This window comes from Mangrovimonas sp. sgz306409 (assembly GCF_059735265.1).
This window is the reverse complement of sequence record NZ_JCAPEU010000004.1, coordinates 229894-247447: the sequence shown is the minus strand read 5'-3', so window position 1 is coordinate 247447 and position 17554 is coordinate 229894. Positions and strand designations below refer to the sequence as shown.

Here is a 17554-nt window from a genome sequence, read left to right as displayed (position 1 = left end):
TTATAAGTTAATGTCGTCCGAAACTTTAGAAAACTTTAGAAGCACATCGAAAGATTTTCCTTCATAGGTAGATGGTACACGCAATACCATATTGGAAGCACTTAAACTTTCAATTTTAGAACGGTATCCCGTTTTGGATTTGTCCAAGGGATGGTTTTTCTCATCCGCATATTTGAATTGAAAGTAACGAGCACCCTCGGTTTCATAAAAGGACCAAATCATACGGCTGCTAGTTACTTGGCAGGTAGAATTACTGGCATTAGTAGTAAAGCGTCCCGTGTTGTTGTTGGGAATAAAAACCCACTCACTACCTCGCAAACAAGCAGAATCGGTGTTATCGAACATATAGGCTTTGTAAAGCCCTTCTTCACCAATGAAATCAATATCTTCAACAGTCCACGTTCCCTTGAGGGTTCGCTCGTTGGTTTTATCGGCCGTAGAAGATGATGAGCCACAACTTAACAAAAATAAGCACCCTAGGAGTGCGACGGTTAATGCTTTCATAATTAATGGTTTAAGTTGCTTAAAGATACAAAAAAATTGATAAGCTGTTGACCGTGAATTAATTAGTTTTGCAATCTATCCTTTACAAATTCAATTTCTGTTTTACCATGTGCTTGGGGCTTGCCATCGGGACCTAAATTCACCATGACAATATTATCGACCGTAAGGATGGTTTCTCTGGTCATTTTGTTCCTGGCTTCACATTTTAGGGTTAAGGAGCTTTTTCCAAACTTGGTAACTTCAATACCAATTTCGATGATATCGCCTTTTTTGGCAGAGCTGGTAAAGTTGATTTCTGAAATGTATTTGGTCACCACTCTGGAATTCTCTAACTGAATTACCGTATACAGTGCCACTTCTTCATCTATCCAAGCCAATAATTGCCCTCCAAATAGGGTTCCGTTAGGATTTAGGTCTTCGGGTTTTACCCATTTTCTAGTATGAAATCTCATAGGTTTTATAATAAGGTTTGTTGTGTATTGTCTTTGTTTGGAATTTTTAGTTGGCAGCCCAAAGCACCATTAAGTTTTTCTATAAAATGTGCAGACAACAAAGGCGATTCTTTCTCAATGTTTTGATGTACAAAGAAGTTGATTTCCTTAATGCCTTGATCTTGCCAATGTTTCAATCTTTCTACCCAGCCTTCCAAACGATTATAGTCTGTGGCATGATTGGCTCCAACATATCTTACAAAGGCTTTGGGCGTTGTTAATCGCATGTGCATGATATCTCTTCTTCCTGCACTATCCACTAGGACGTTGGTGATATTATTCTTCTCCAAAAGATCATATAGTTGATCAGAAATGACAGTGTCATTATACCAGTCGGTGTGTCTAAACTCTATGGCCAGTGGTATTTCCTTGGGCCAGCGTTCTACGAAAGATACTACACGGTCAAAATCCTTGGGCGCAAAATTATTGTGCATTTGCAGGAAGATGGTCCCTAGTTTTTCCTTTAGGTTGGAAGCATTAAATAGGTAATCTTCCACCACAGACTGTACTTCATTAAGGCGTTTCCAATGACTAATTTCCTGATTCAATTTTGGGAAGAATTTAAAACCTTCAGGGGTTTTGTCGTACCAGGCCGAAAATTGTTCCGCAGGGAAAATCCTATAAAAGGTAGCGTTGAGCTCAATGGCATTGAACTGACGGGAGTAATAGCTTAATTCATCTTTGGTGCCTCTTGGGTAAAATCCTTTGAGATCAGCTTTGTTCCATTTGGCACATCCCACGTAAATTTCAGGTACGTTATCATCTTTCACCGAATTCAAGACACGAAGGGTGTCTATATGGTCTTGTGGAATGGTGAAATCTATGCCTTCGGGATTAGGAACGCTTCCAAATTTCATAAAAATGTGGTTTTCAAAAAGTGTCTTTCAAAGATACGGTATTATGAAAATTTGTCCTATGCAAATGGGATATAAAAGGGCAATACGTGTATTCAAACAGTTAATACTGTTGATAAACTAGTTAACAACAAATGGTTTGGGCAACCAAAACGGCTTTTTTAATTTATAACTTTAAGAAAAACAATAGCCATGTCACGATCTTTAGACTTGTTACAGATTCGTCCTGTAATCTCTTCCGCTTTAATTTATGAGAACATGACTCGCGATGAGCACTTCCAAAATCAAACCTTAAGACCCATTATCAAGCTTCAAGGGGAACTGTTTGTTGCTGTGTTTAAAAATTATGTAGATAAACATAAAAATGTATTTTATGAATTATCTTTGTCCAAGCAACTAGACTACATCGAGAATGCCATCCATAAGGATATGAAGTTTCGGAACTCCCTTAAAGGAATGGTAATTGGTCAATTTACGGTTGAAGAATACGAGATCTACATTCAAAATTCTTCAGCATTGAACAAACGCATGATGGGACTGGTCAAGGAACGATTAATTGATTATATACAGTTATTAGAGCCCAAAGTGGCTTGATTTATGAATTTAAAACACGAACTGTTATCGGCATGTTTGGAACATGTCAATAAGCGCATTGTTAGTTACAAAAATGAAATAGAACTAATTAAGGAAGCCATAGAATCCAATGATAAAGGCGGTGATGACGAAGATGACTCGGGAAGCGGAAAGCTGTTTGATGATTTGGAGAAAAACAGCCAGCATATGGCCGATGCTTCCAAAGCTTTGGAAACCCTTAAATTGATTAACCCCAATTTAAAACATGACAGTGTAGTGTTGGGAAGTCTTGTAACTACCAATACAGCCACCTTTTATATGGCTACTAGTATTGGCAAAATAGACGTAGACAATTCACCTTATTTAGTAATCTCGCTAAACTCTCCAATAGGTGCGCTTTTGAAAAATAAAGTTGTAGGTGACTCCGTGACGTTCAACAACACGACCTATACCATAAAGAGCATTAGCTAGATAATAGATTCACCATTTAGGTTGGTAGTAAGTACTTCGCTCATATAGTCAAAATATGGGCGAACTGCTTTAAATGCCTCATTGACATCTTCCAAAAAGCTGTTGGAGAGCACTTCTTTATCGGTGTAATTTTTCACAAAGATGTATTGCTTTTTCTTGATAAGATCTATAGCAGGATCTTCTTTATTGAAGTCGCGTGGCGCACTTTTTAGTTCATCACCTTTTAATTGGCCCCAAACGGACTTAAAACTTGGTGCGTTAATAATGTTGCGCATGATACTGGCATCCATTTCAAATTCCTTTCGCATACGGAAGAGATCCTCTTTGTTGGGCTCCCAAAATCCTGTAGCAATAAAAGATTCGTTGTTTGGGGATATATGCAAATAATAGCCTCCACGAAGCTGTGGTTTCTGTCTGTGAAATGAACCTCCAAAATGGGTTTTATAAGGCGATTTATCTTTAGAAAACCTTACATCACGGTAAATTCTAAAAAGTTTCAAATTATCTAATTCGTCATGGCTTTTTAACAATTCCAGCATGTGGTTATAGGCTGATTTCACTTCCTTTTCAACCGTATTAAATTTTTTTTTATGAGTATTGAACCAATCCCTATCATTATTCTCTTTTAACTGACTTAGAAAATTAAATACTTCGGGTGAAAAGGATGTTGCCATGGTTTTTAGATTTTATTGAGATTTAAAAGTACAAAAAAGTCCCTTTTTTAGAGGGACTTTCTTAGATATGTTATAGTACTGAATTAATCTTTATCAAGTACATCCTCTACTTCATCTTTCACATCATCTGCAGCGTCTTCAATAGCATCGCCTGCATCATCTATGGCATCCTCAATTTTTTCACTGGTAGACTTTTTCTCTCTACAACTTGTAACAGTAGCAGACAATGAAAACAACAATACAATGGCTAAAAATACTTTTTTCATAATACTTATTTTAAAGGTTAGAAAATGTGTTTAGGTATCAACCTAGTTTTACTAAAGGTACAATAAAAGTCTTAGCTACTAATTATTTTGGTTGAAACCCTAAAACTCTCAATAAAAATTACGGTTTCTATATTTGACAGAATACTCCTTTAACATCTTTAACAAACCTTCTATTGAATTAACATAATTTATAAGAATAATTGTACATATCATTGGCGTAAATTAACAGTATGCTTGGTTTTACTAGGGATTGCTTGAGCTTATGTTTTACTTTTAATAATAAAAAGCAACTACTTAATAAACAATAAATTACATTTTACTTGTGTATTGTTTATTTTTTTTTTAAACTGCAATTAAATTAATTGACACAAAGACATGGGCAGACCAGCAACAAAGCCTGCAAAACTCAAAGATGGGTTTTACTTAGAAATAAGAAATAGAGGGGCAAAAGACGGTATCAAGCTATACAGAGATACAAAAGCCAAAATGTTAAGAACCATTAAGGAATATGAACGTGTTAAGGATATTATCATCTTGGGAGAGTCCAAAAATGGGAAATGGGTGAACAAAGAACCCATAGTACATATTGCCGATCACTAATCACTTCTTTTCATTTTTTTCTTCATAAAATTTATAGGTTACCAATAATTTCCTAAATTGTACTGTAGCAGTTTTCCTAAAATTGTACTTACATTCGCGAATATTAACCAATTAATCTATAGAAATTTTATGAACACGACTTTTAAAACAAAACCGCCTATTTGGTTTTGGATTGTAAGTGTTGTTGCCTTGGTATGGAATGCTATGGGGGTTTTGCAATATCTTGGGCAGACCTACCAAACTGAGAGTTTTAAATCTCAGTACACCAATGAACAACTTGAAATTATCTCTAATACACCAGCTTGGGCGATTGCTGCATTTGCCACTGCCGTTTTTGGAGGCATCTTGGCCAGCATTGCTCTGGTTTTAAGAAAAAAAGCGGCTTATCCCCTCTTTCTCATTTCTTTAATAGGTGTAGTGGTTCAAATGATCCACAATCTGTTTTTAGTAAAATCTGTTGACATTTACGGTCCCTTTGCAGTTATTATGACAGGGATGATTATTGTTTTTTCACTTTTATTTTTATGGTTCTCAAAAAAGTCAATTGCGAACCATTGGATTTCTTAAGCTATCATTACAACTTTTCACATAGAGGTATCAGTTTCTGATACCTTTTTTTATTCGTGGAATTCTATAGAATTTAAGATCAATCCAGATGGAGGTGCTATATACTCCACCACGTGTTCACTTCCTGGCAATAAAGATTCCTTGATGAATTCCAGTGAAATTTCTCCTTTTCCAAGTTTGATTAAGGCGCCCATCATCATCCGAATTTGATTTCTTCCAAAGCCTTGCCCCTTCACCTTAAACGCAAAGGTTTCTTCGGGAAAAAAATTGGCCGTAAACATGGTGTTTTCTACAATTTCACTGTGTATGATGGTTCTGTCAAACACACCAGTGTCTGACGCTTTGTAACAGTATGTTTTAAAGTTATGTGAGCCCTGAAACAATTTTGCCCCTTCTTTCATTAACTCGATATTTAAGGGATCTAAAATTGTTGTTAATATTGGCGCACAAAACGGATGGCATTTTTGTCCGTGGGTGAAAAGGTAAAGGTATTCCTTTACTTTGGAGTGTTGGATGACATTGAAATTTTCATCAACCTTTTGCATAGAAAGGGCTCTAATATCCTGAGGTAAATTGTAATTGAACCATTCCAAAAACTCGGTTTCATTTTCAATTTCATGATAGAGAAACAGTTCAAAAGCCGCCTCATTGGCAGATACCATAGCATCGGTTCTTCCTGCCGCCAGAGTTTTGAATTGTTTGCCCTCCAATACAAATTTGAAGGTCCTATCTATCATTAAATGAAGAGTTTTTAGCTTGGGCTGTTTTTGCCAACCGTGAAAACGGTATCCTAAATACTGTATCTTAAAAACGTAGTAAAATCTTTCTTGAAACATGGCGGCAAGTACGCTAATTTTTAGGGGTATCGCAAAATTTAGTGCCGTGTTTTTAGTATGCCAACCACATCCTTTAAAGTGTAACCTTTAGCTTGGAGCAAAATTAAATAATGGAATAGCAAATCGGCGCTTTCGTTTAAAAACAATTCTTCATTGTCATCTTTGGCCTCTATGACCACTTCAACGGCCTCTTCCCCTACTTTTTGTGCAATTTTATTGATGCCCTTTTCAAATAGGGATGCTACATAAGATTCCGACGGTTTAAAATTCTCTTTTCGGTTTTGAATAATGTCTTCTAAAGTTGTTAGAAATCCAAAATTAAGGCGGTTAGGCATGTTCCAGCAGGTATCACTTCCTTTGTGACAGGTCGGGCCAAAAGGTGTAGCCTGAATCAATAGGGTATCACCATCGCAATCAATCTTTATATCTACAAGTCTTAGTACATTTCCACTTTCTTCCCCCTTGGTCCAAAGACGCTGTTTGCTTCTGCTATAGAAGGTTACCAAGCCGGATACTTTCGTTTTTTCTAGGGCCTCTTCGTTCATATAGCCCAACATGAGGACGTTTTTAGTTTCAGCATCCTGTATGATGGCAGGAACTAAGCCATTTTTGTTTTTATCGAAGTTTATTTGCATTCTCTTTCAAGTTTAAAGATGAATTGGGCACCGCTTTCTATAATCTGACGGCAATGCCTTTTTCTTTCAATTTCTGTTTTAATGTTTTGATTTCAATTTCACCATAATGAAATACACTGGCGGCAAGAGCAGCATCGGCATTTCCTTTGGTGAAGGCTTCTTCAAAATGTGCTATGCTTCCTGCGCCTCCCGATGCAATAATGGGGATATGAAGCTCTTTGGATAATTGCGCCAAAGCCCCATTGGCAAAACCATTTTTGGTGCCATCGTGATTCATGGAAGTAAAGAGGATTTCCCCTGCACCCCTATCCTGAGCTTCCTTGGCCCATTCAAAAAGGTCAAGGTCTGTGGGAATACTGCCACCTGCCAAATGAACCTTCCAAATGCCATCAATCTGTTTAGCATCTATAGCTACCACGATACATTGATTTCCAAATTTAGCCGATAACTGATTGATCAAATCCGGTCTTTTCACCGCCGAGGAATTAATCGATACTTTGTCGGCACCACACTTTAACAGGGCATCGACATCTTCAATAGACCCAATTCCTCCTCCAACAGTAAACGGAATATTGACTTGTTCCGCCACATGAAGTACGAGCTCCAAAGTGGTTTTTCGAGCTTCCTGAGTGGCTGAAATATCCAAAAAAACCAGCTCGTCAGCGCCTTTTTTGGCGTATTGTTGGGCCAATTCCACAGGGTCGCCAGCGTCCAATAAATTGACAAAGTTAACGCCTTTAACCGTGCGCCCATTTTTAATATCCAAACAAGGGATGATACGTTTCGTAAACATAATTTTAAATTAGTCTTTTTTCAAGATCCTTCATTTGAATTCGACCTTCATAAATAGCTTTTCCAACGATGGCCCCTTCACAACCAATGGCTTCCAATTTATCAATATCGTCCAAGTTACAAATGCCTCCAGATGCAATAAGTTTTAAGCTTTGGGGACCATCCTTGCATTGAGCAAGGATTTTCTTGTAAAGTTCTATTGCGGGGCCTTCTAGCATCCCATCTTTACTGATATCGGTACAAATAACATACTGTATTCCCTTTTCTTGATACGATTTGATAAACGGCATGATATTCAAATCACTTTCTTCCTGCCAGCCTGATGTGGCGATTTTTTCATCTTTGCAATCTGCGCCCAAAAGGATTTTGTCACTTCCATATTTGCTGAGCCAAGCTTCAAATATTTCAGGATTTTTAACAGCAATGCTTCCTCCAGTAATCTGTGATGCACCCGAATTAAATGCGACGTGCAAATCTTCATTCGTTTTTAAACCTCCCCCAAAGTCAATTTTCAGGTTGGTTTTAGAGGCAATCTGTTCCAAAATTTTATAATTGACAATGTGCTTGCTTTTCGCACCATCCAAATCTACTAAGTGCAGATATTCAACCCCTGCACCTTCAAAAGATTTAGCAACTTCCAAAGGGTCTTCGTTATATATTTTTTTGGTACTGTAATCGCCTTTTGTAAGTCGAACACATTTACCTTCTATAATATCTATGGCTGGAATTATTCTCATGTTTCTATAATTTTAAAGCTCTAAAAAATTAGCTAATAGTTTACTGCCAACTTCACCACTTTTTTCTGGGTGAAACTGGACACCGTAAAAGTTGTTGTGTTGCAATGCCGAAGCATAAGAAGTGCCATAGGTTGTGGTTGCTATGGTTTCTGGACACATTTCGGCATAATAACTATGTACCAAATACATAAAGGCCATTTCATGGATTCCTTTAAACAAATTGGATGTTATATTTTCCACGGTATTCCACCCAATTTGAGGTACTTTTATATTTTGTTCCGTTGCAAATCGTTTCACCTTGGTTTGAAAGATTCCTAAGCCATCTGTATTACCTTCCTCTGTATGCTGACACAATAACTGCATGCCCAAACAAATCCCCAAAACAGGTTGTTTGAGTTTTGGAATTATGGTGTTTAATTCATGGCTGCGCAACATATTCATGGCAGAGCTAGCCTCTCCTACACCTGGAAAAATAACTCTGTCTGCAGCCATAATAGTCTCTTTATTGGAAGATAATGTAGTTTCCACCCCTAACCTTCCAAAAGCAAACTGAATGCTTTTAATGTTTCCTGCGCCATAATCAATAATTACAAGTTTCATTTCTTCTATTTGATTTATAAGACTCCTTTGGTAGATGGTAACACCATTTTTTCAATATCGCGTTTCACGGCCATTTTAATGGCTTTTGCCAAGGCTTTGAAAATGGCTTCTATCTTGTGATGTTCATTGATGCCTTCTGCTTTGATGTTCAAATTGCATTTAGCGCCATCTGTAAAGGATTTAAAGAAGTGGAAAAACATTTCGGTTGGCATTTGCCCAATCATTTCCCGTTTGAAATCCACATCCCAAACCAACCAATTCCGTCCTCCAAAATCAATGGCTACTTGAGCTAAACAGTCATCCATTGGCAAACAGAAACCATAACGTTCCATACCGCGTTTATCACTTAAAGCTTTGGCAAATGTCTCGCCTAAAGCAATGGCGGTATCTTCAATGGTATGGTGCTCATCCACTTCCAAATCGCCATTAACCTTGATCTTTAAATCCAATTGTCCGTGGCGTGCCAATTGGTCCAACATATGGTCAAAGAATTTTAGGCCTGTATCAATAGAGCTTTTTCCTGTGCCATCCAAATTCAGTTCTATGGCTATTTTAGTTTCATTGGTATTTCGAGAGAGTTGTGCTACACGGTCCTTAGCCTTTAGGTACTTGTAAATCTCCTCCCAACTATCGGTTTCCAGTGCAATATAGGGTTGCAGTTCTTCTTCTTTGATAGAGATTTCAGAAGTCCCCAGATTAGTGTGATTGTTAATGTAAATGGCTTTGGAATTTAAGTTTTTGGCCAATTCCACATCGGTTAACCGATCACCTATCACAAAGGATTGGGTCAAATCATATGCTTCTGAAAAATACTTGGTCAACAGACCTGTGTTGGGCTTTCTCGTGGGCGCATTGTCATGGGCAAAGGTACGATCTATAAACTGTTCAGAGAACAGGACATCTTCCTGCTGAAAGGTTTCAATAATGAAATTGTGCACGGGCCAAAACGTATTTTCCGGGAATACTTCTGTTCCCAAACCGTCTTGGTTAGTGATCATCACCAATTCAAAATCTAATTCCCTTGCAATTTTGCTTAAATATTGAAACACTTTTGGGTAGAACTGCAATTTCTCAAATGCATCTATTTGTTCATCTTCTGGTTCTTTTATCAGGGTACCGTCACGGTCTATAAATAATACTTTTTTCATAACGAGGTTTCTAGATTTTTTAGGGTTCGGATGAGTATTTGATTTTCTTTGGGATTCCCAACTGTAATACGCAGGCAATTGGCACATAAGGGCTCTTTGCTCCTATTACGAACCACAATGCCTTTTGCCACAAGTTGCTCATATCGTTTATTGGCATCGTCAACTTTTAAAAGCAAAAAGTTGGCATCTGAAGGATATATTTTTTCAATATATGAAATGTTCTCAAGTTCTTTTTGAAGCAGTTCTCGTTGTTCCAAAATGCTGAACACTTCGTCTTGAACCTGAGCAACTTCCTGTAGTTGACTTAAAGCTTTTTGTTGGGTTAATTCATTGATATTGTAAGGAGGTTTGATCTTGTTGAGCAAGGCAATGATTTCTTTGGAAGCATAGCAAATTCCCAATCGTATTCCTGCCAATCCGTAAGCTTTGGACAAGGTTTGAGTGACGATAAGGTTTGGAAAATCCTCCAATCGGCTGAGCCAACTTTCCTGGGTAGAAAAGTCTATATAAGCTTCATCTATAATTACCAATCCTTGAAATGATTGAATCAACTCTTCAATGACTGATGCCTTAAAACTGTTCCCGGTAGGATTGTTTGGCGAGCATAAAAACAACAGTTTAGCAGTATTGTCTACAGTGTTTAAAATATCTTCTACATTGGGCTGAAAATCTTCCGTAAGCAAGATTTTTATAGTCTTGACCGCATTGACATTGGCCAAAACTTCATACATCCCATATGTTGGTGGCAAAATGACAATGCTATCCTTGTTGGGTTCACAAAAGACCCTAAAAATCAAATCCAAGACTTCATCGCTTCCATTTCCTAAAAGGATTTGTTCCTTAGACACTTGTTTAAGTTCCGATAAGATCTCTTTTAGTTTGTTTTGTTGGGGATCTGGATAACGATTTAAACCATTATTGAAAGGGTTTTCGTTAGCATCCAAAAACACATAGTTGGCATTCATTTCTTTAAAATCATCTCTTGCAGAAGTATAAGGCTTTAATGCCATGACATTAGGGCGTGCCAGTTTTTTTATATCAATCATTGTTTTCATGCTGTTTTAGCTTTTTTCTGGATGTCATTCAAACGAATGGAGACCGCATTCTTATGGGCTCGTAAGCCTTCTGCTTCTGCCATGAGCTCTACGGATTCCCCAATACCTAACAATCCCTCAGGAGTAATCCTCTGATAGGTGATGCTTTTAGTGAAACTGTCCAAATTCACGCCAGAATACGCTTTACTAAAACCGTTAGTGGGTAACGTGTGGTTAGTTCCAGAAGCATAATCACCTGCACTTTCAGGGGTGTAATTGCCAATAAATACTGAACCTGCATTATTGATGCCGTTGACATAAAAATCTTCGTTTTCGGAACAAATGATTAAGTGCTCAGGCGCATATATGTTGATTAAATCCATAGCTTCTTCATCAGTTTTCATAAGAAAGCATTTGGAGTTGGCTATGGCCTTTTCTGCAATACTTTTTCTCGGTAATTGCTCAAGTTGACTTTCTACTTCTTTGATTACTTTATTGATAAAAGATTTTGAAGTGGACACTAGAATTACTTGGCTATCCGTACCGTGTTCGGCTTGACTCAACAGGTCCGAAGCCACATAAGTAGCATTGGCTGTGTCATCTGCCACTACCAATAATTCACTGGGGCCAGCGGGCATGTCTATTGCCATGCCATATTTAGTTGATAATTGTTTGGCTACAGTGACATATTGGTTTCCTGGACCAAATATTTTATAAACCTGGGGAATTGTATCTGTACCAAAGGTCATTCCTGCAATAGCTTGTATGCCCCCTATTTTGATTATCTTATCAATCCCGCATAGATTGGCTGTATAAAGTATTTCGTTAGCGATTGTTCCAGATTTGTTTGGTGGCGTGCATAATACTAATTCTTTACAACCTGCAATTTGCGCAGGAACGGCCAGCATGAGCACTGTTGAAAATAAAGGCGCTGTTCCTCCAGGAATATACAACCCAATTTTTTCAATTGGCCTTTTTTCTTGCCAACAGTTTACACCGGGCAAAGTCTCGACAGATACCTTTGTTGTTTTTTGAGCTTTGTGAAAGGCTTCGATATTGGTCTTTGCTACATTAATAGCCGTTTTTAGTTTGTCAGAAACTAAATTGCAAGCAGATCCTATTTCCTGTTTAGAGACTAAATTAGACTCTAGAGTCACACCATCGAAGAGTGATGTGTATTTTTTTATGGCTTCATCGCTATTGCGCTGTACATCTTCAAATATTTGTTCAACGGTGTGCTCTATAGTGGCCAAACTTTTTGTGGGACGTTTCAATAGCAGTTCCCACTGAGATCTATCTGGAGTTTCAATAATATTCATAATCACTTTTATTTAATTGTTTACAGCACCATGTTCTCGATAGGACACACCAAAATACCTTGCGCTCCCACGCGTTTTAATTCGTCGATAATGTCCCAGAATTCATGTTTATTGATAACTGAGTGCACCGAGCTCCAGCCCTCTTCTGCCAAGGGCAATACAGTTGGACTTTTCATGCCAGGAAGGATTTTAATGATGTCTTCAATTTTATCGTTTGGCGCATTGAGAAGCACGTATTTGGATTGCCTTCCTTTTAAAACGGATTGCAGTCTAAATTGAAGTCGGTCTAAAATTTCCTGTTGCTCCTTTCCAATAAGTGGTGAAGCCGCCAAAACCGCTTCGGATTTTAAAATGACTTCCACCTCCTTCAAATTGTTTTTAAACAAAGTGCTTCCACTGGAAACAATATCTACAATAGCATCGGCTAGGCCAATGTTTGGTGCAATTTCAACAGAACCATTGATAATGTGTAAATTGGCATTGATATTGTGTTTGTTAAGATATTGATTCACAGTGTTTGGGTAAGAGGTTGCAATGCGCTTGCCTTCAAGATCCTGAATACTTTTGAATTTCGAACTTTTTGGAATGGCAACAGAGACTTTACATCTTGAAAATCCCAATTTTTCTACAATGGTGAGATTTCCTCCCTTTTCAATTAAGACATTTTCCCCAATGATAGCAGCATCCACTACACCGTCTTTTAAATATTGTGGAATGTCTCCATTTCTTAAATAAAAGACTTCTAAAGGGAAATTCCGGGCGGCAACTTTCAACTGATCCTTGCCATTGTCTATGGATACCCCAATGTCATTTAAGATTCTCATGGAATCGTCGTGAAGGCGACCTGTTTTTTGAACTGCAATTTTTAATTTACTCATATTATGCTTTTTGATGTTTGAGTAAATCTGGGGCATGAAAGCAAAAAACCCGTTTGATTTACTCAAACGGGTTTTAGATAGTATTTGGATTTATTCAACACATCTTCATCTCGCCTGAGTGCAAGTATGAAAATGATGATGTAATTGAATAAAAGTCATTTCTTTTTAATGATTTGAAGTACAAATATTTGTGAATTAATTTTAGATATCCAAATAATTTAAAATCTATTTTAGAATTTCTTTTTTATAAAGATGGTCCACCAACACTTTAGAAAAACGTTTCGCTCCCTTTTTAACACTAGAAGGTGAAGATACAGAGGATTGTCCTTTCCAAATTAAAGACTCTTCTTTGGACTGCATTGAACTTAAATCATACAGAAAGGCTTCAAACCAATACTTTTTGTTACCGGAGGTGTAATAATCTGGATCTAGCACTTCGGTATAGCGCAAATTAACATGCTGTTCCAAGCGTTGATTGACAGGGGCTCCATACAACACTTCAGTGCTATATTCCGGAACGTCCAAATCGCCTAAATAACTCACAATAATGGCACCATCTACCCTATTTTGTTTAAGGGTTTTAGTAATGTAAGTTTCATTCCAATTGCCTTGGGTGATATTTTCCTTAAATAGTTCCGAACCATAAACCACATTGTCCATGCCATGTTTTTCGAATTTCTGGCCGATATGTTTTTCAAGAATTTCCTTTAATTCTAAATCGGAGCTCACGGCAATCACGGCTATTCGGCCATAATATTTTGGAAGTTCAAGGTTTGGTTTAAGCCAATTTGATGTCATAGATGGTCCGCAGGACATCATCAATAGTAGCATCATCAGTATGAAACCAAACCTTGTCACATCATTTTATTATTATTGATTTCCTAAAATAATAGGCATACCACTGTCTCCCGAACCAATTACAATGACTTTACTGTTTGGAGATTCCGAAAGTTGTATGGTTGCTTCAATTCCTTTGTCTTGAAGGATTTTATCTGTAAGTGAAGCACTCAGAATTTTATTGGCGTCAGCCTTTCCTTGGGCTTCAATTATTTGGCGTTCTGCTTCTTTTTGGGCCGTTACCAAGCGAAATTCATATTCCAAAGATTCCTGTTCTTGCTTCAGCTTACGCTCAATGGCATCTTTTATGGTTGGCGGAAGCGTTACATCCCTTACCAATACTTCGTTCAACTGGATGTATTGGTCATCCACTATCTTTTTGGTTTCCTCAAATATTTCCTGTTGAATTGCATCACGTTTACTGGAATACAATTGTTCTGGTGTATAGCGTCCTACGACACTTCTCGCTGCAGATCTGATAGCCGGCAACAATACGCGTTCACGGTACTTATCACTTTTTTCTTGGTGTAATTTTCCTAAACTTTCGTATTTGGGCTGGAACCAAACCGAAGCTTCCAATTTTATGTCCAATCCATTGGAGGATAGCACATTCATTTTCTCCAGGACTTCCTGTTGTCTTACTTCGTAAATGAAAACTTTGTTCCAGGGGGCTACAACGTGAAATCCTTCTGATAAAGGAGGTTCATCTGTTACTACTCCGCCTCCAAATGTTCTGTAGAGAACGCCAGCTTCACCTGAATCGATGGTTATTGCTGATTTTGTAATTACGATAATTAAAACAACGAGCAAAGCCACGAAAGGCAATGCGATTTTGGGCATTTTTTCCATAAATAATATTAAATTAAACCTTTGTATTTTCTAATAAACCATTCAAGGGAAAGACTTAACGCGATAAGGCCAAGTAAAAATTTCCAGTCTATTAAAGGTACGATTTTTTTTGTGCTTTTTTGTAATGTTTGATACCTAGGATCGTTTTCAAGCAAGGAAAATAAATCTTCAAATTTGGAGGAAAACAAAGATGTACCATCGCTAAGTGAAGCCACTTGCTGAAGCTTTTTGGCATTGGCATTTAAAAATTGCTGTTCCACATTATATTCCAATACTTGCAAAGCACCTTGCTTTGAAATATTTTCATTTTCAACCGAAACGGTAAAGCTGTACTGTCCAGGTGCCAAGCCGCTCAAGTCTACTTGATAGTTGGTGTTTTTTAGAACAAAAGGAAAGTTATAGGTTTCTTCTGTGTTTTGATTTTTCAAGGAAATATTGATAGACACATTGGCATCAAACTCGTAATTTTTGTTGAAAAATTGGGCAGTGATTTTCAAATCGTCATTTCCGTTGTAAAAGGATTCGTAATCAACATTCAAACGACTTTTGTGCTGGTTGCTACTTAGGTACTGAATCAATTTTCCGATAAAGTCATCAAACTTTTGAAATGATTGTTCCTCCAAAAACGATTTTGCACGCCATCTCCAAATGCCTTCACCCACTAAAACAGCCTGTCGTTGGTTTCCGGTTTCAAAAGTGGCCAAAAGTGGTTCTTCCAATTGAGTACCATTGATGGTTTTGAATAAAATAGGTTCTACTGGTACCGTAAAGATAAGAGGGCCAAATTCCGATTCAATTGGAGGAAAGTCATGAAAACCTAAATCCTCCACTATAAAGGTGGCATAATTGGGATTTAATGCCGGTTGGAACTCTTCTGTTTGTCTCGTTATTTTTTGTTGGTAAAATGGTTGGGCAGCATTTAAAAATGTCCAATTGGTTTTCGAGCCCAAAATGACAAAACTGTTGAGTTTTCTTTTTTCAATGTCGTCATAAACCAATTTAAAGCTATTGTTAGGTTGATATAGAATAACCGATTGAAAATCTTGTTCTGAACTCAAATACTCTTTTGTGGTTAAGATGGTTCCAGAACGTTGTTCATTACTTTCAATGGCCTTTTTTAAAGCTCCCAGATCTGGGTGAACCAAATCCGAAATAATTGCTACATTGGTCTTTTGGTCAATCACTTCAACGGCGAAATTTTTATAATTGTTTACCGTGTTTTTTTCGCCTTGCAAAGGGAATAATTCGGCTTTATAGTTGTTGACGCCCTCTTTATTGGCAGGTAAGGTAATTTGAACAATTTTAGAAGTGTTTTGGGTGTCAAATTCAAGATTCTGTGAATGCATCACCGAATTGCCTGAGGTTATTTTTAGCTGTGTACTAACTTTATCCGTGCCTTCATAAACAGCAATAATTTCAACAGGAAACTTATTTTTTAAATAGGCATATTTATTGACGTTTAACTGCTGTATTTTAAGATCTGTGTATTTGGTGGTATCTCCAAGAATAATTGGGTAAATAGGCTGCTTATATACACTGTTGGTGGCATATTCGTAATCATTGCCATAGGTTTGATTACCGTCTGTAATAAACACAGTTGGAGCTATGGTATTTCCATACACCTCAGATAGTCTTTTAAATGCCAAGGACATGTCTGATTGCTTTTCGTCAAAACTCAGAGAATCCAAAGGCTGTAATTGCTTTCCAAAGGTGTAATATGCTACATTGAAATTGGAATTTATGGCTTCATTGGATTTTAATGAACTTATGATGTCCTCAACCGTTTCGGTTTGTTTTAAATACGAAACCGATTCTGAATTATCGATGGCCACCACCAAATTGGGCTTTTCATTGTAATAGGAGACCTTTTCAAACTTAGGGTTAATGAGCAACAACAAAACCGTAAACACAGTAACAAACCTTAAAAATGCCAAGAATATACTGGTTTTTGTGCGTTTTTTGGATTTATATATATACTGAAAAAGCGCTACTAGTAGCGCTATTATTCCAGCAATTATGATATATAAGATTGTTATGTCATTCATTAACAATTGGTTTTGATTGATGTGTTTAAAGGTTGTGTAGAAACACTAACTCCTAGGTTAGCATTCCACCATCCACGTGAAGTGTTTGTCCTGTAACATAAGCACTCATGTCGCTAGCTAAGAACACACATACATTGGCGATATCTTCTGGAGTACCTCCTCGTTTTAAAGGAATAGCATCTCTCCAACCTTTCACTGTGTTTTCATCCAATTTGGCAGTCATTTCGGTTTCGATGAACCCAGGAGCCACCACATTACATCTAATGTTTCTAGACCCCAATTCCAAGGCTACAGATTTAGAGAATCCAATGATTCCGGCCTTTGAAGCCGCATAATTGGTTTGTCCCGCATTTCCTTTAACACCTACAACAGAACTCATATTGATGATAGACCCATGGCGTTGTTTCAACATAGTGCGTTGTACCGCCTTGGTCATGTTGAATACGGACTTAAGGTTCACTTCTATTACTTTATCAAAGTCTTCTTCGCTAATACGCATTAACAAGTTGTCCTTGGTAATCCCTGCATTGTTCACCAAAATATCGATGCTTCCAAATTCTTTAACTACGTCATCCACCAATTCCTGTGCTTGGTTAAAATCGGCAGCGTTGCTTTGGTAACCTTTGGCTTTTACGCCCATTGCGATCAATTCTTCTTCCAAAGCGTTGGCAGCCTCTACAGAAGAACTATAAGTAAATGCAACGTTTGCACCTTGTTGCGCGAATATTTCGGCAATTCCTTTTCCTATTCCTCGGCTAGCCCCTGTAATAATGGCTGTTTTTCCTTCTAGTAATTTCATTTCTATTTTCACGATTGGTTGCTAATTATTTCTAACCAGCAATAA

Annotated in this window: 22 protein-coding genes; 4 read left to right on the top strand and 18 right to left on the bottom strand. The window is 37.5% G+C overall.

The annotated features are described in order from the left end of the window. The 3 genes from AC6I5C_RS09025 to AC6I5C_RS09015 form a co-directional block, all read right to left on the bottom strand. On the bottom strand, positions 1 to 504 hold the full coding sequence (locus AC6I5C_RS09025) for a hypothetical protein (protein ID WP_497904865.1): 504 nt from the start codon (positions 502 to 504) through the stop codon (positions 1 to 3). Between the two features lie 62 nt (positions 505 to 566). Further along, positions 567 to 956, bottom strand: coding sequence for an acyl-CoA thioesterase (locus AC6I5C_RS09020; RefSeq protein WP_053977853.1), 390 nt, complete (start codon positions 954 to 956; stop codon positions 567 to 569). Positions 957 to 961: 5 nt separating this feature from the next. Beyond that, the gene (locus AC6I5C_RS09015; protein WP_497904864.1) at positions 962 to 1852 is read right to left on the bottom strand and encodes a DUF72 domain-containing protein; all 891 of its coding nucleotides are present in this window, start codon (positions 1850 to 1852) and stop codon (positions 962 to 964) included. Between the two features lie 189 nt (positions 1853 to 2041). Between AC6I5C_RS09015 and AC6I5C_RS09010 the strand changes: the two genes are divergently transcribed. Together AC6I5C_RS09010 and AC6I5C_RS09005 are read left to right on the top strand one after the other, a co-directional pair. Further along, positions 2042 to 2443 carry a hypothetical protein gene (locus AC6I5C_RS09010; RefSeq protein ID WP_053977855.1) on the top strand — a complete coding sequence of 134 codons (402 nt, stop codon included), beginning with the start codon at positions 2042 to 2044 and terminating at the stop codon, positions 2441 to 2443. A 3-nt stretch (positions 2444 to 2446) separates the two neighbouring features. Beyond that, on the top strand, positions 2447 to 2893 hold the full coding sequence (locus AC6I5C_RS09005; RefSeq protein ID WP_497904863.1) for a hypothetical protein: 447 nt from the start codon (positions 2447 to 2449) through the stop codon (positions 2891 to 2893). Here the strand turns inward: AC6I5C_RS09005 and AC6I5C_RS09000 are convergent. Further along, positions 2890 to 3567, bottom strand: a complete 678-nt coding sequence (locus AC6I5C_RS09000) for a DUF2461 domain-containing protein (protein ID WP_497904862.1) — start codon at positions 3565 to 3567, stop codon at positions 2890 to 2892. The two genes, AC6I5C_RS09005 and AC6I5C_RS09000, sit on opposite strands and share 4 nt — an antisense overlap. Before the next feature lie 83 nt (positions 3568 to 3650). After that, positions 3651 to 3833 carry a hypothetical protein gene (locus tag AC6I5C_RS08995; protein WP_053977858.1) on the bottom strand — a complete coding sequence of 61 codons (183 nt, stop codon included), beginning with the start codon at positions 3831 to 3833 and terminating at the stop codon, positions 3651 to 3653. Positions 3834 to 4208: 375 nt separating this feature from the next. Here AC6I5C_RS08995 and AC6I5C_RS08990 point away from each other — a divergent pair, with 375 nt between their 5' ends. Both AC6I5C_RS08990 and AC6I5C_RS08985 read left to right on the top strand, forming a co-directional pair. Next, a complete protein-coding gene (locus AC6I5C_RS08990; RefSeq protein ID WP_053977859.1) occupies positions 4209 to 4433 on the top strand; it encodes a hypothetical protein in 225 nt (74 codons plus the stop codon). Between the two features lie 129 nt (positions 4434 to 4562). Then, on the top strand, positions 4563 to 5000 hold the full coding sequence (locus AC6I5C_RS08985; RefSeq protein ID WP_497904861.1) for a hypothetical protein: 438 nt from the start codon (positions 4563 to 4565) through the stop codon (positions 4998 to 5000). A gap of 50 nt (positions 5001 to 5050) precedes the next feature. Here AC6I5C_RS08985 and AC6I5C_RS08980 read toward each other — a convergent pair whose 3' ends face one another. The 13 genes from AC6I5C_RS08980 to fabG form a co-directional block, all read right to left on the bottom strand. Next, positions 5051 to 5836 carry a tRNA pseudouridine synthase A gene (locus tag AC6I5C_RS08980; protein ID WP_497904860.1) on the bottom strand — a complete coding sequence of 262 codons (786 nt, stop codon included), beginning with the start codon at positions 5834 to 5836 and terminating at the stop codon, positions 5051 to 5053. A 38-nt stretch (positions 5837 to 5874) separates the two neighbouring features. Then, positions 5875 to 6471, bottom strand: a complete 597-nt coding sequence (gene hisIE / locus AC6I5C_RS08975; RefSeq protein ID WP_497904859.1) for a bifunctional phosphoribosyl-AMP cyclohydrolase/phosphoribosyl-ATP diphosphatase HisIE — start codon at positions 6469 to 6471, stop codon at positions 5875 to 5877. A 37-nt stretch (positions 6472 to 6508) separates the two neighbouring features. Beyond that, positions 6509 to 7264: an imidazole glycerol phosphate synthase subunit HisF gene (hisF, locus tag AC6I5C_RS08970; RefSeq protein ID WP_497904858.1), complete on the bottom strand. Its 756-nt coding sequence runs from the start codon at positions 7262 to 7264 to the stop codon at positions 6509 to 6511. Between the two features lie 4 nt (positions 7265 to 7268). After that, a complete protein-coding gene (gene hisA, locus AC6I5C_RS08965; protein WP_497904857.1) occupies positions 7269 to 8000 on the bottom strand; it encodes a 1-(5-phosphoribosyl)-5-[(5-phosphoribosylamino)methylideneamino]imidazole-4-carboxamide isomerase in 732 nt (243 codons plus the stop codon). A gap of 12 nt (positions 8001 to 8012) precedes the next feature. Further along, positions 8013 to 8600 (bottom strand): imidazole glycerol phosphate synthase subunit HisH, encoded by a 588-nt coding sequence (hisH, locus tag AC6I5C_RS08960; RefSeq protein WP_497904856.1) that lies wholly within the window; start codon positions 8598 to 8600, stop codon positions 8013 to 8015. Between the two features lie 14 nt (positions 8601 to 8614). Continuing rightward, entirely contained in the window at positions 8615 to 9748 is a 1134-nt protein-coding gene (gene hisB, locus AC6I5C_RS08955) for a bifunctional histidinol-phosphatase/imidazoleglycerol-phosphate dehydratase HisB (RefSeq protein WP_497904855.1), read from the bottom strand. After that, the gene (gene hisC, locus AC6I5C_RS08950; RefSeq protein ID WP_497904854.1) at positions 9745 to 10803 is read right to left on the bottom strand and encodes a histidinol-phosphate transaminase; all 1059 of its coding nucleotides are present in this window, start codon (positions 10801 to 10803) and stop codon (positions 9745 to 9747) included. The genes hisB and hisC overlap by 4 nt, the downstream gene beginning before the upstream one ends. Further along, positions 10800 to 12101, bottom strand: a complete 1302-nt coding sequence (hisD, locus tag AC6I5C_RS08945) for a histidinol dehydrogenase (RefSeq protein ID WP_497904853.1) — start codon at positions 12099 to 12101, stop codon at positions 10800 to 10802. The genes hisC and hisD overlap by 4 nt, the downstream gene beginning before the upstream one ends. Before the next feature lie 20 nt (positions 12102 to 12121). Beyond that, the gene (gene hisG / locus AC6I5C_RS08940; RefSeq protein WP_497904852.1) at positions 12122 to 12979 is read right to left on the bottom strand and encodes an ATP phosphoribosyltransferase; all 858 of its coding nucleotides are present in this window, start codon (positions 12977 to 12979) and stop codon (positions 12122 to 12124) included. A 225-nt stretch (positions 12980 to 13204) separates the two neighbouring features. Further along, positions 13205 to 13813: a hypothetical protein gene (locus AC6I5C_RS08935; RefSeq protein WP_497904851.1), complete on the bottom strand. Its 609-nt coding sequence runs from the start codon at positions 13811 to 13813 to the stop codon at positions 13205 to 13207. A 36-nt stretch (positions 13814 to 13849) separates the two neighbouring features. Further along, entirely contained in the window at positions 13850 to 14665 is an 816-nt protein-coding gene (locus tag AC6I5C_RS08930) for a prohibitin family protein (RefSeq protein ID WP_497904850.1), read from the bottom strand. An 8-nt stretch (positions 14666 to 14673) separates the two neighbouring features. Next, complete coding sequence (locus AC6I5C_RS08925; protein ID WP_497904849.1) at positions 14674 to 16710, bottom strand: VWA domain-containing protein; 2037 nt, start codon at positions 16708 to 16710, stop codon at positions 14674 to 14676. A 52-nt stretch (positions 16711 to 16762) separates the two neighbouring features. Next, complete coding sequence (gene fabG, locus AC6I5C_RS08920; protein WP_497904848.1) at positions 16763 to 17509, bottom strand: 3-oxoacyl-[acyl-carrier-protein] reductase; 747 nt, start codon at positions 17507 to 17509, stop codon at positions 16763 to 16765. Positions 17510 to 17554 lie beyond the last annotated feature (45 nt).

Excerpts from the sequence above, each read along its gene's own strand:
- AC6I5C_RS08930 (WP_497904850.1), bottom strand. The coding sequence starts at position 14,665 with ATGGAAAAAATGCCCAAAATCGCATTGCCTTTCGTGGCTTTGCTCGTT.
- AC6I5C_RS09005 (WP_497904863.1), top strand. The coding sequence starts at position 2,447 with ATGAATTTAAAACACGAACTGTTATCGGCATGTTTGGAACATGTCAAT.
- hisF (WP_497904858.1), bottom strand. The coding sequence starts at position 7,264 with ATGTTTACGAAACGTATCATCCCTTGTTTGGATATTAAAAATGGGCGC.
- hisD (WP_497904853.1), bottom strand. The coding sequence starts at position 12,101 with ATGAATATTATTGAAACTCCAGATAGATCTCAGTGGGAACTGCTATTG.
- AC6I5C_RS09015 (WP_497904864.1), bottom strand. The coding sequence starts at position 1,852 with ATGAAATTTGGAAGCGTTCCTAATCCCGAAGGCATAGATTTCACCATT.
- hisH (WP_497904856.1), bottom strand. The coding sequence starts at position 8,600 with ATGAAACTTGTAATTATTGATTATGGCGCAGGAAACATTAAAAGCATT.
- AC6I5C_RS08990 (WP_053977859.1), top strand. The coding sequence starts at position 4,209 with ATGGGCAGACCAGCAACAAAGCCTGCAAAACTCAAAGATGGGTTTTAC.
- AC6I5C_RS09000 (WP_497904862.1), bottom strand. The coding sequence starts at position 3,567 with ATGGCAACATCCTTTTCACCCGAAGTATTTAATTTTCTAAGTCAGTTA.
- AC6I5C_RS09025 (WP_497904865.1), bottom strand. The coding sequence starts at position 504 with ATGAAAGCATTAACCGTCGCACTCCTAGGGTGCTTATTTTTGTTAAGT.
- hisC (WP_497904854.1), bottom strand. The coding sequence starts at position 10,803 with ATGAAAACAATGATTGATATAAAAAAACTGGCACGCCCTAATGTCATG.
- AC6I5C_RS09010 (WP_053977855.1), top strand. The coding sequence starts at position 2,042 with ATGTCACGATCTTTAGACTTGTTACAGATTCGTCCTGTAATCTCTTCC.
- AC6I5C_RS08935 (WP_497904851.1), bottom strand. The coding sequence starts at position 13,813 with ATGATGCTACTATTGATGATGTCCTGCGGACCATCTATGACATCAAAT.
- hisB (WP_497904855.1), bottom strand. The coding sequence starts at position 9,748 with ATGAAAAAAGTATTATTTATAGACCGTGACGGTACCCTGATAAAAGAA.
- AC6I5C_RS08980 (WP_497904860.1), bottom strand. The coding sequence starts at position 5,836 with ATGTTTCAAGAAAGATTTTACTACGTTTTTAAGATACAGTATTTAGGA.
- AC6I5C_RS08925 (WP_497904849.1), bottom strand. The coding sequence starts at position 16,710 with ATGAATGACATAACAATCTTATATATCATAATTGCTGGAATAATAGCG.
- hisIE (WP_497904859.1), bottom strand. The coding sequence starts at position 6,471 with ATGCAAATAAACTTCGATAAAAACAAAAATGGCTTAGTTCCTGCCATC.
- hisG (WP_497904852.1), bottom strand. The coding sequence starts at position 12,979 with ATGAGTAAATTAAAAATTGCAGTTCAAAAAACAGGTCGCCTTCACGAC.
- AC6I5C_RS09020 (WP_053977853.1), bottom strand. The coding sequence starts at position 956 with ATGAGATTTCATACTAGAAAATGGGTAAAACCCGAAGACCTAAATCCT.
- AC6I5C_RS08985 (WP_497904861.1), top strand. The coding sequence starts at position 4,563 with ATGAACACGACTTTTAAAACAAAACCGCCTATTTGGTTTTGGATTGTA.
- fabG (WP_497904848.1), bottom strand. The coding sequence starts at position 17,509 with ATGAAATTACTAGAAGGAAAAACAGCCATTATTACAGGGGCTAGCCGA.
- AC6I5C_RS08995 (WP_053977858.1), bottom strand. The coding sequence starts at position 3,833 with ATGAAAAAAGTATTTTTAGCCATTGTATTGTTGTTTTCATTGTCTGCT.
- hisA (WP_497904857.1), bottom strand. The coding sequence starts at position 8,000 with ATGAGAATAATTCCAGCCATAGATATTATAGAAGGTAAATGTGTTCGA.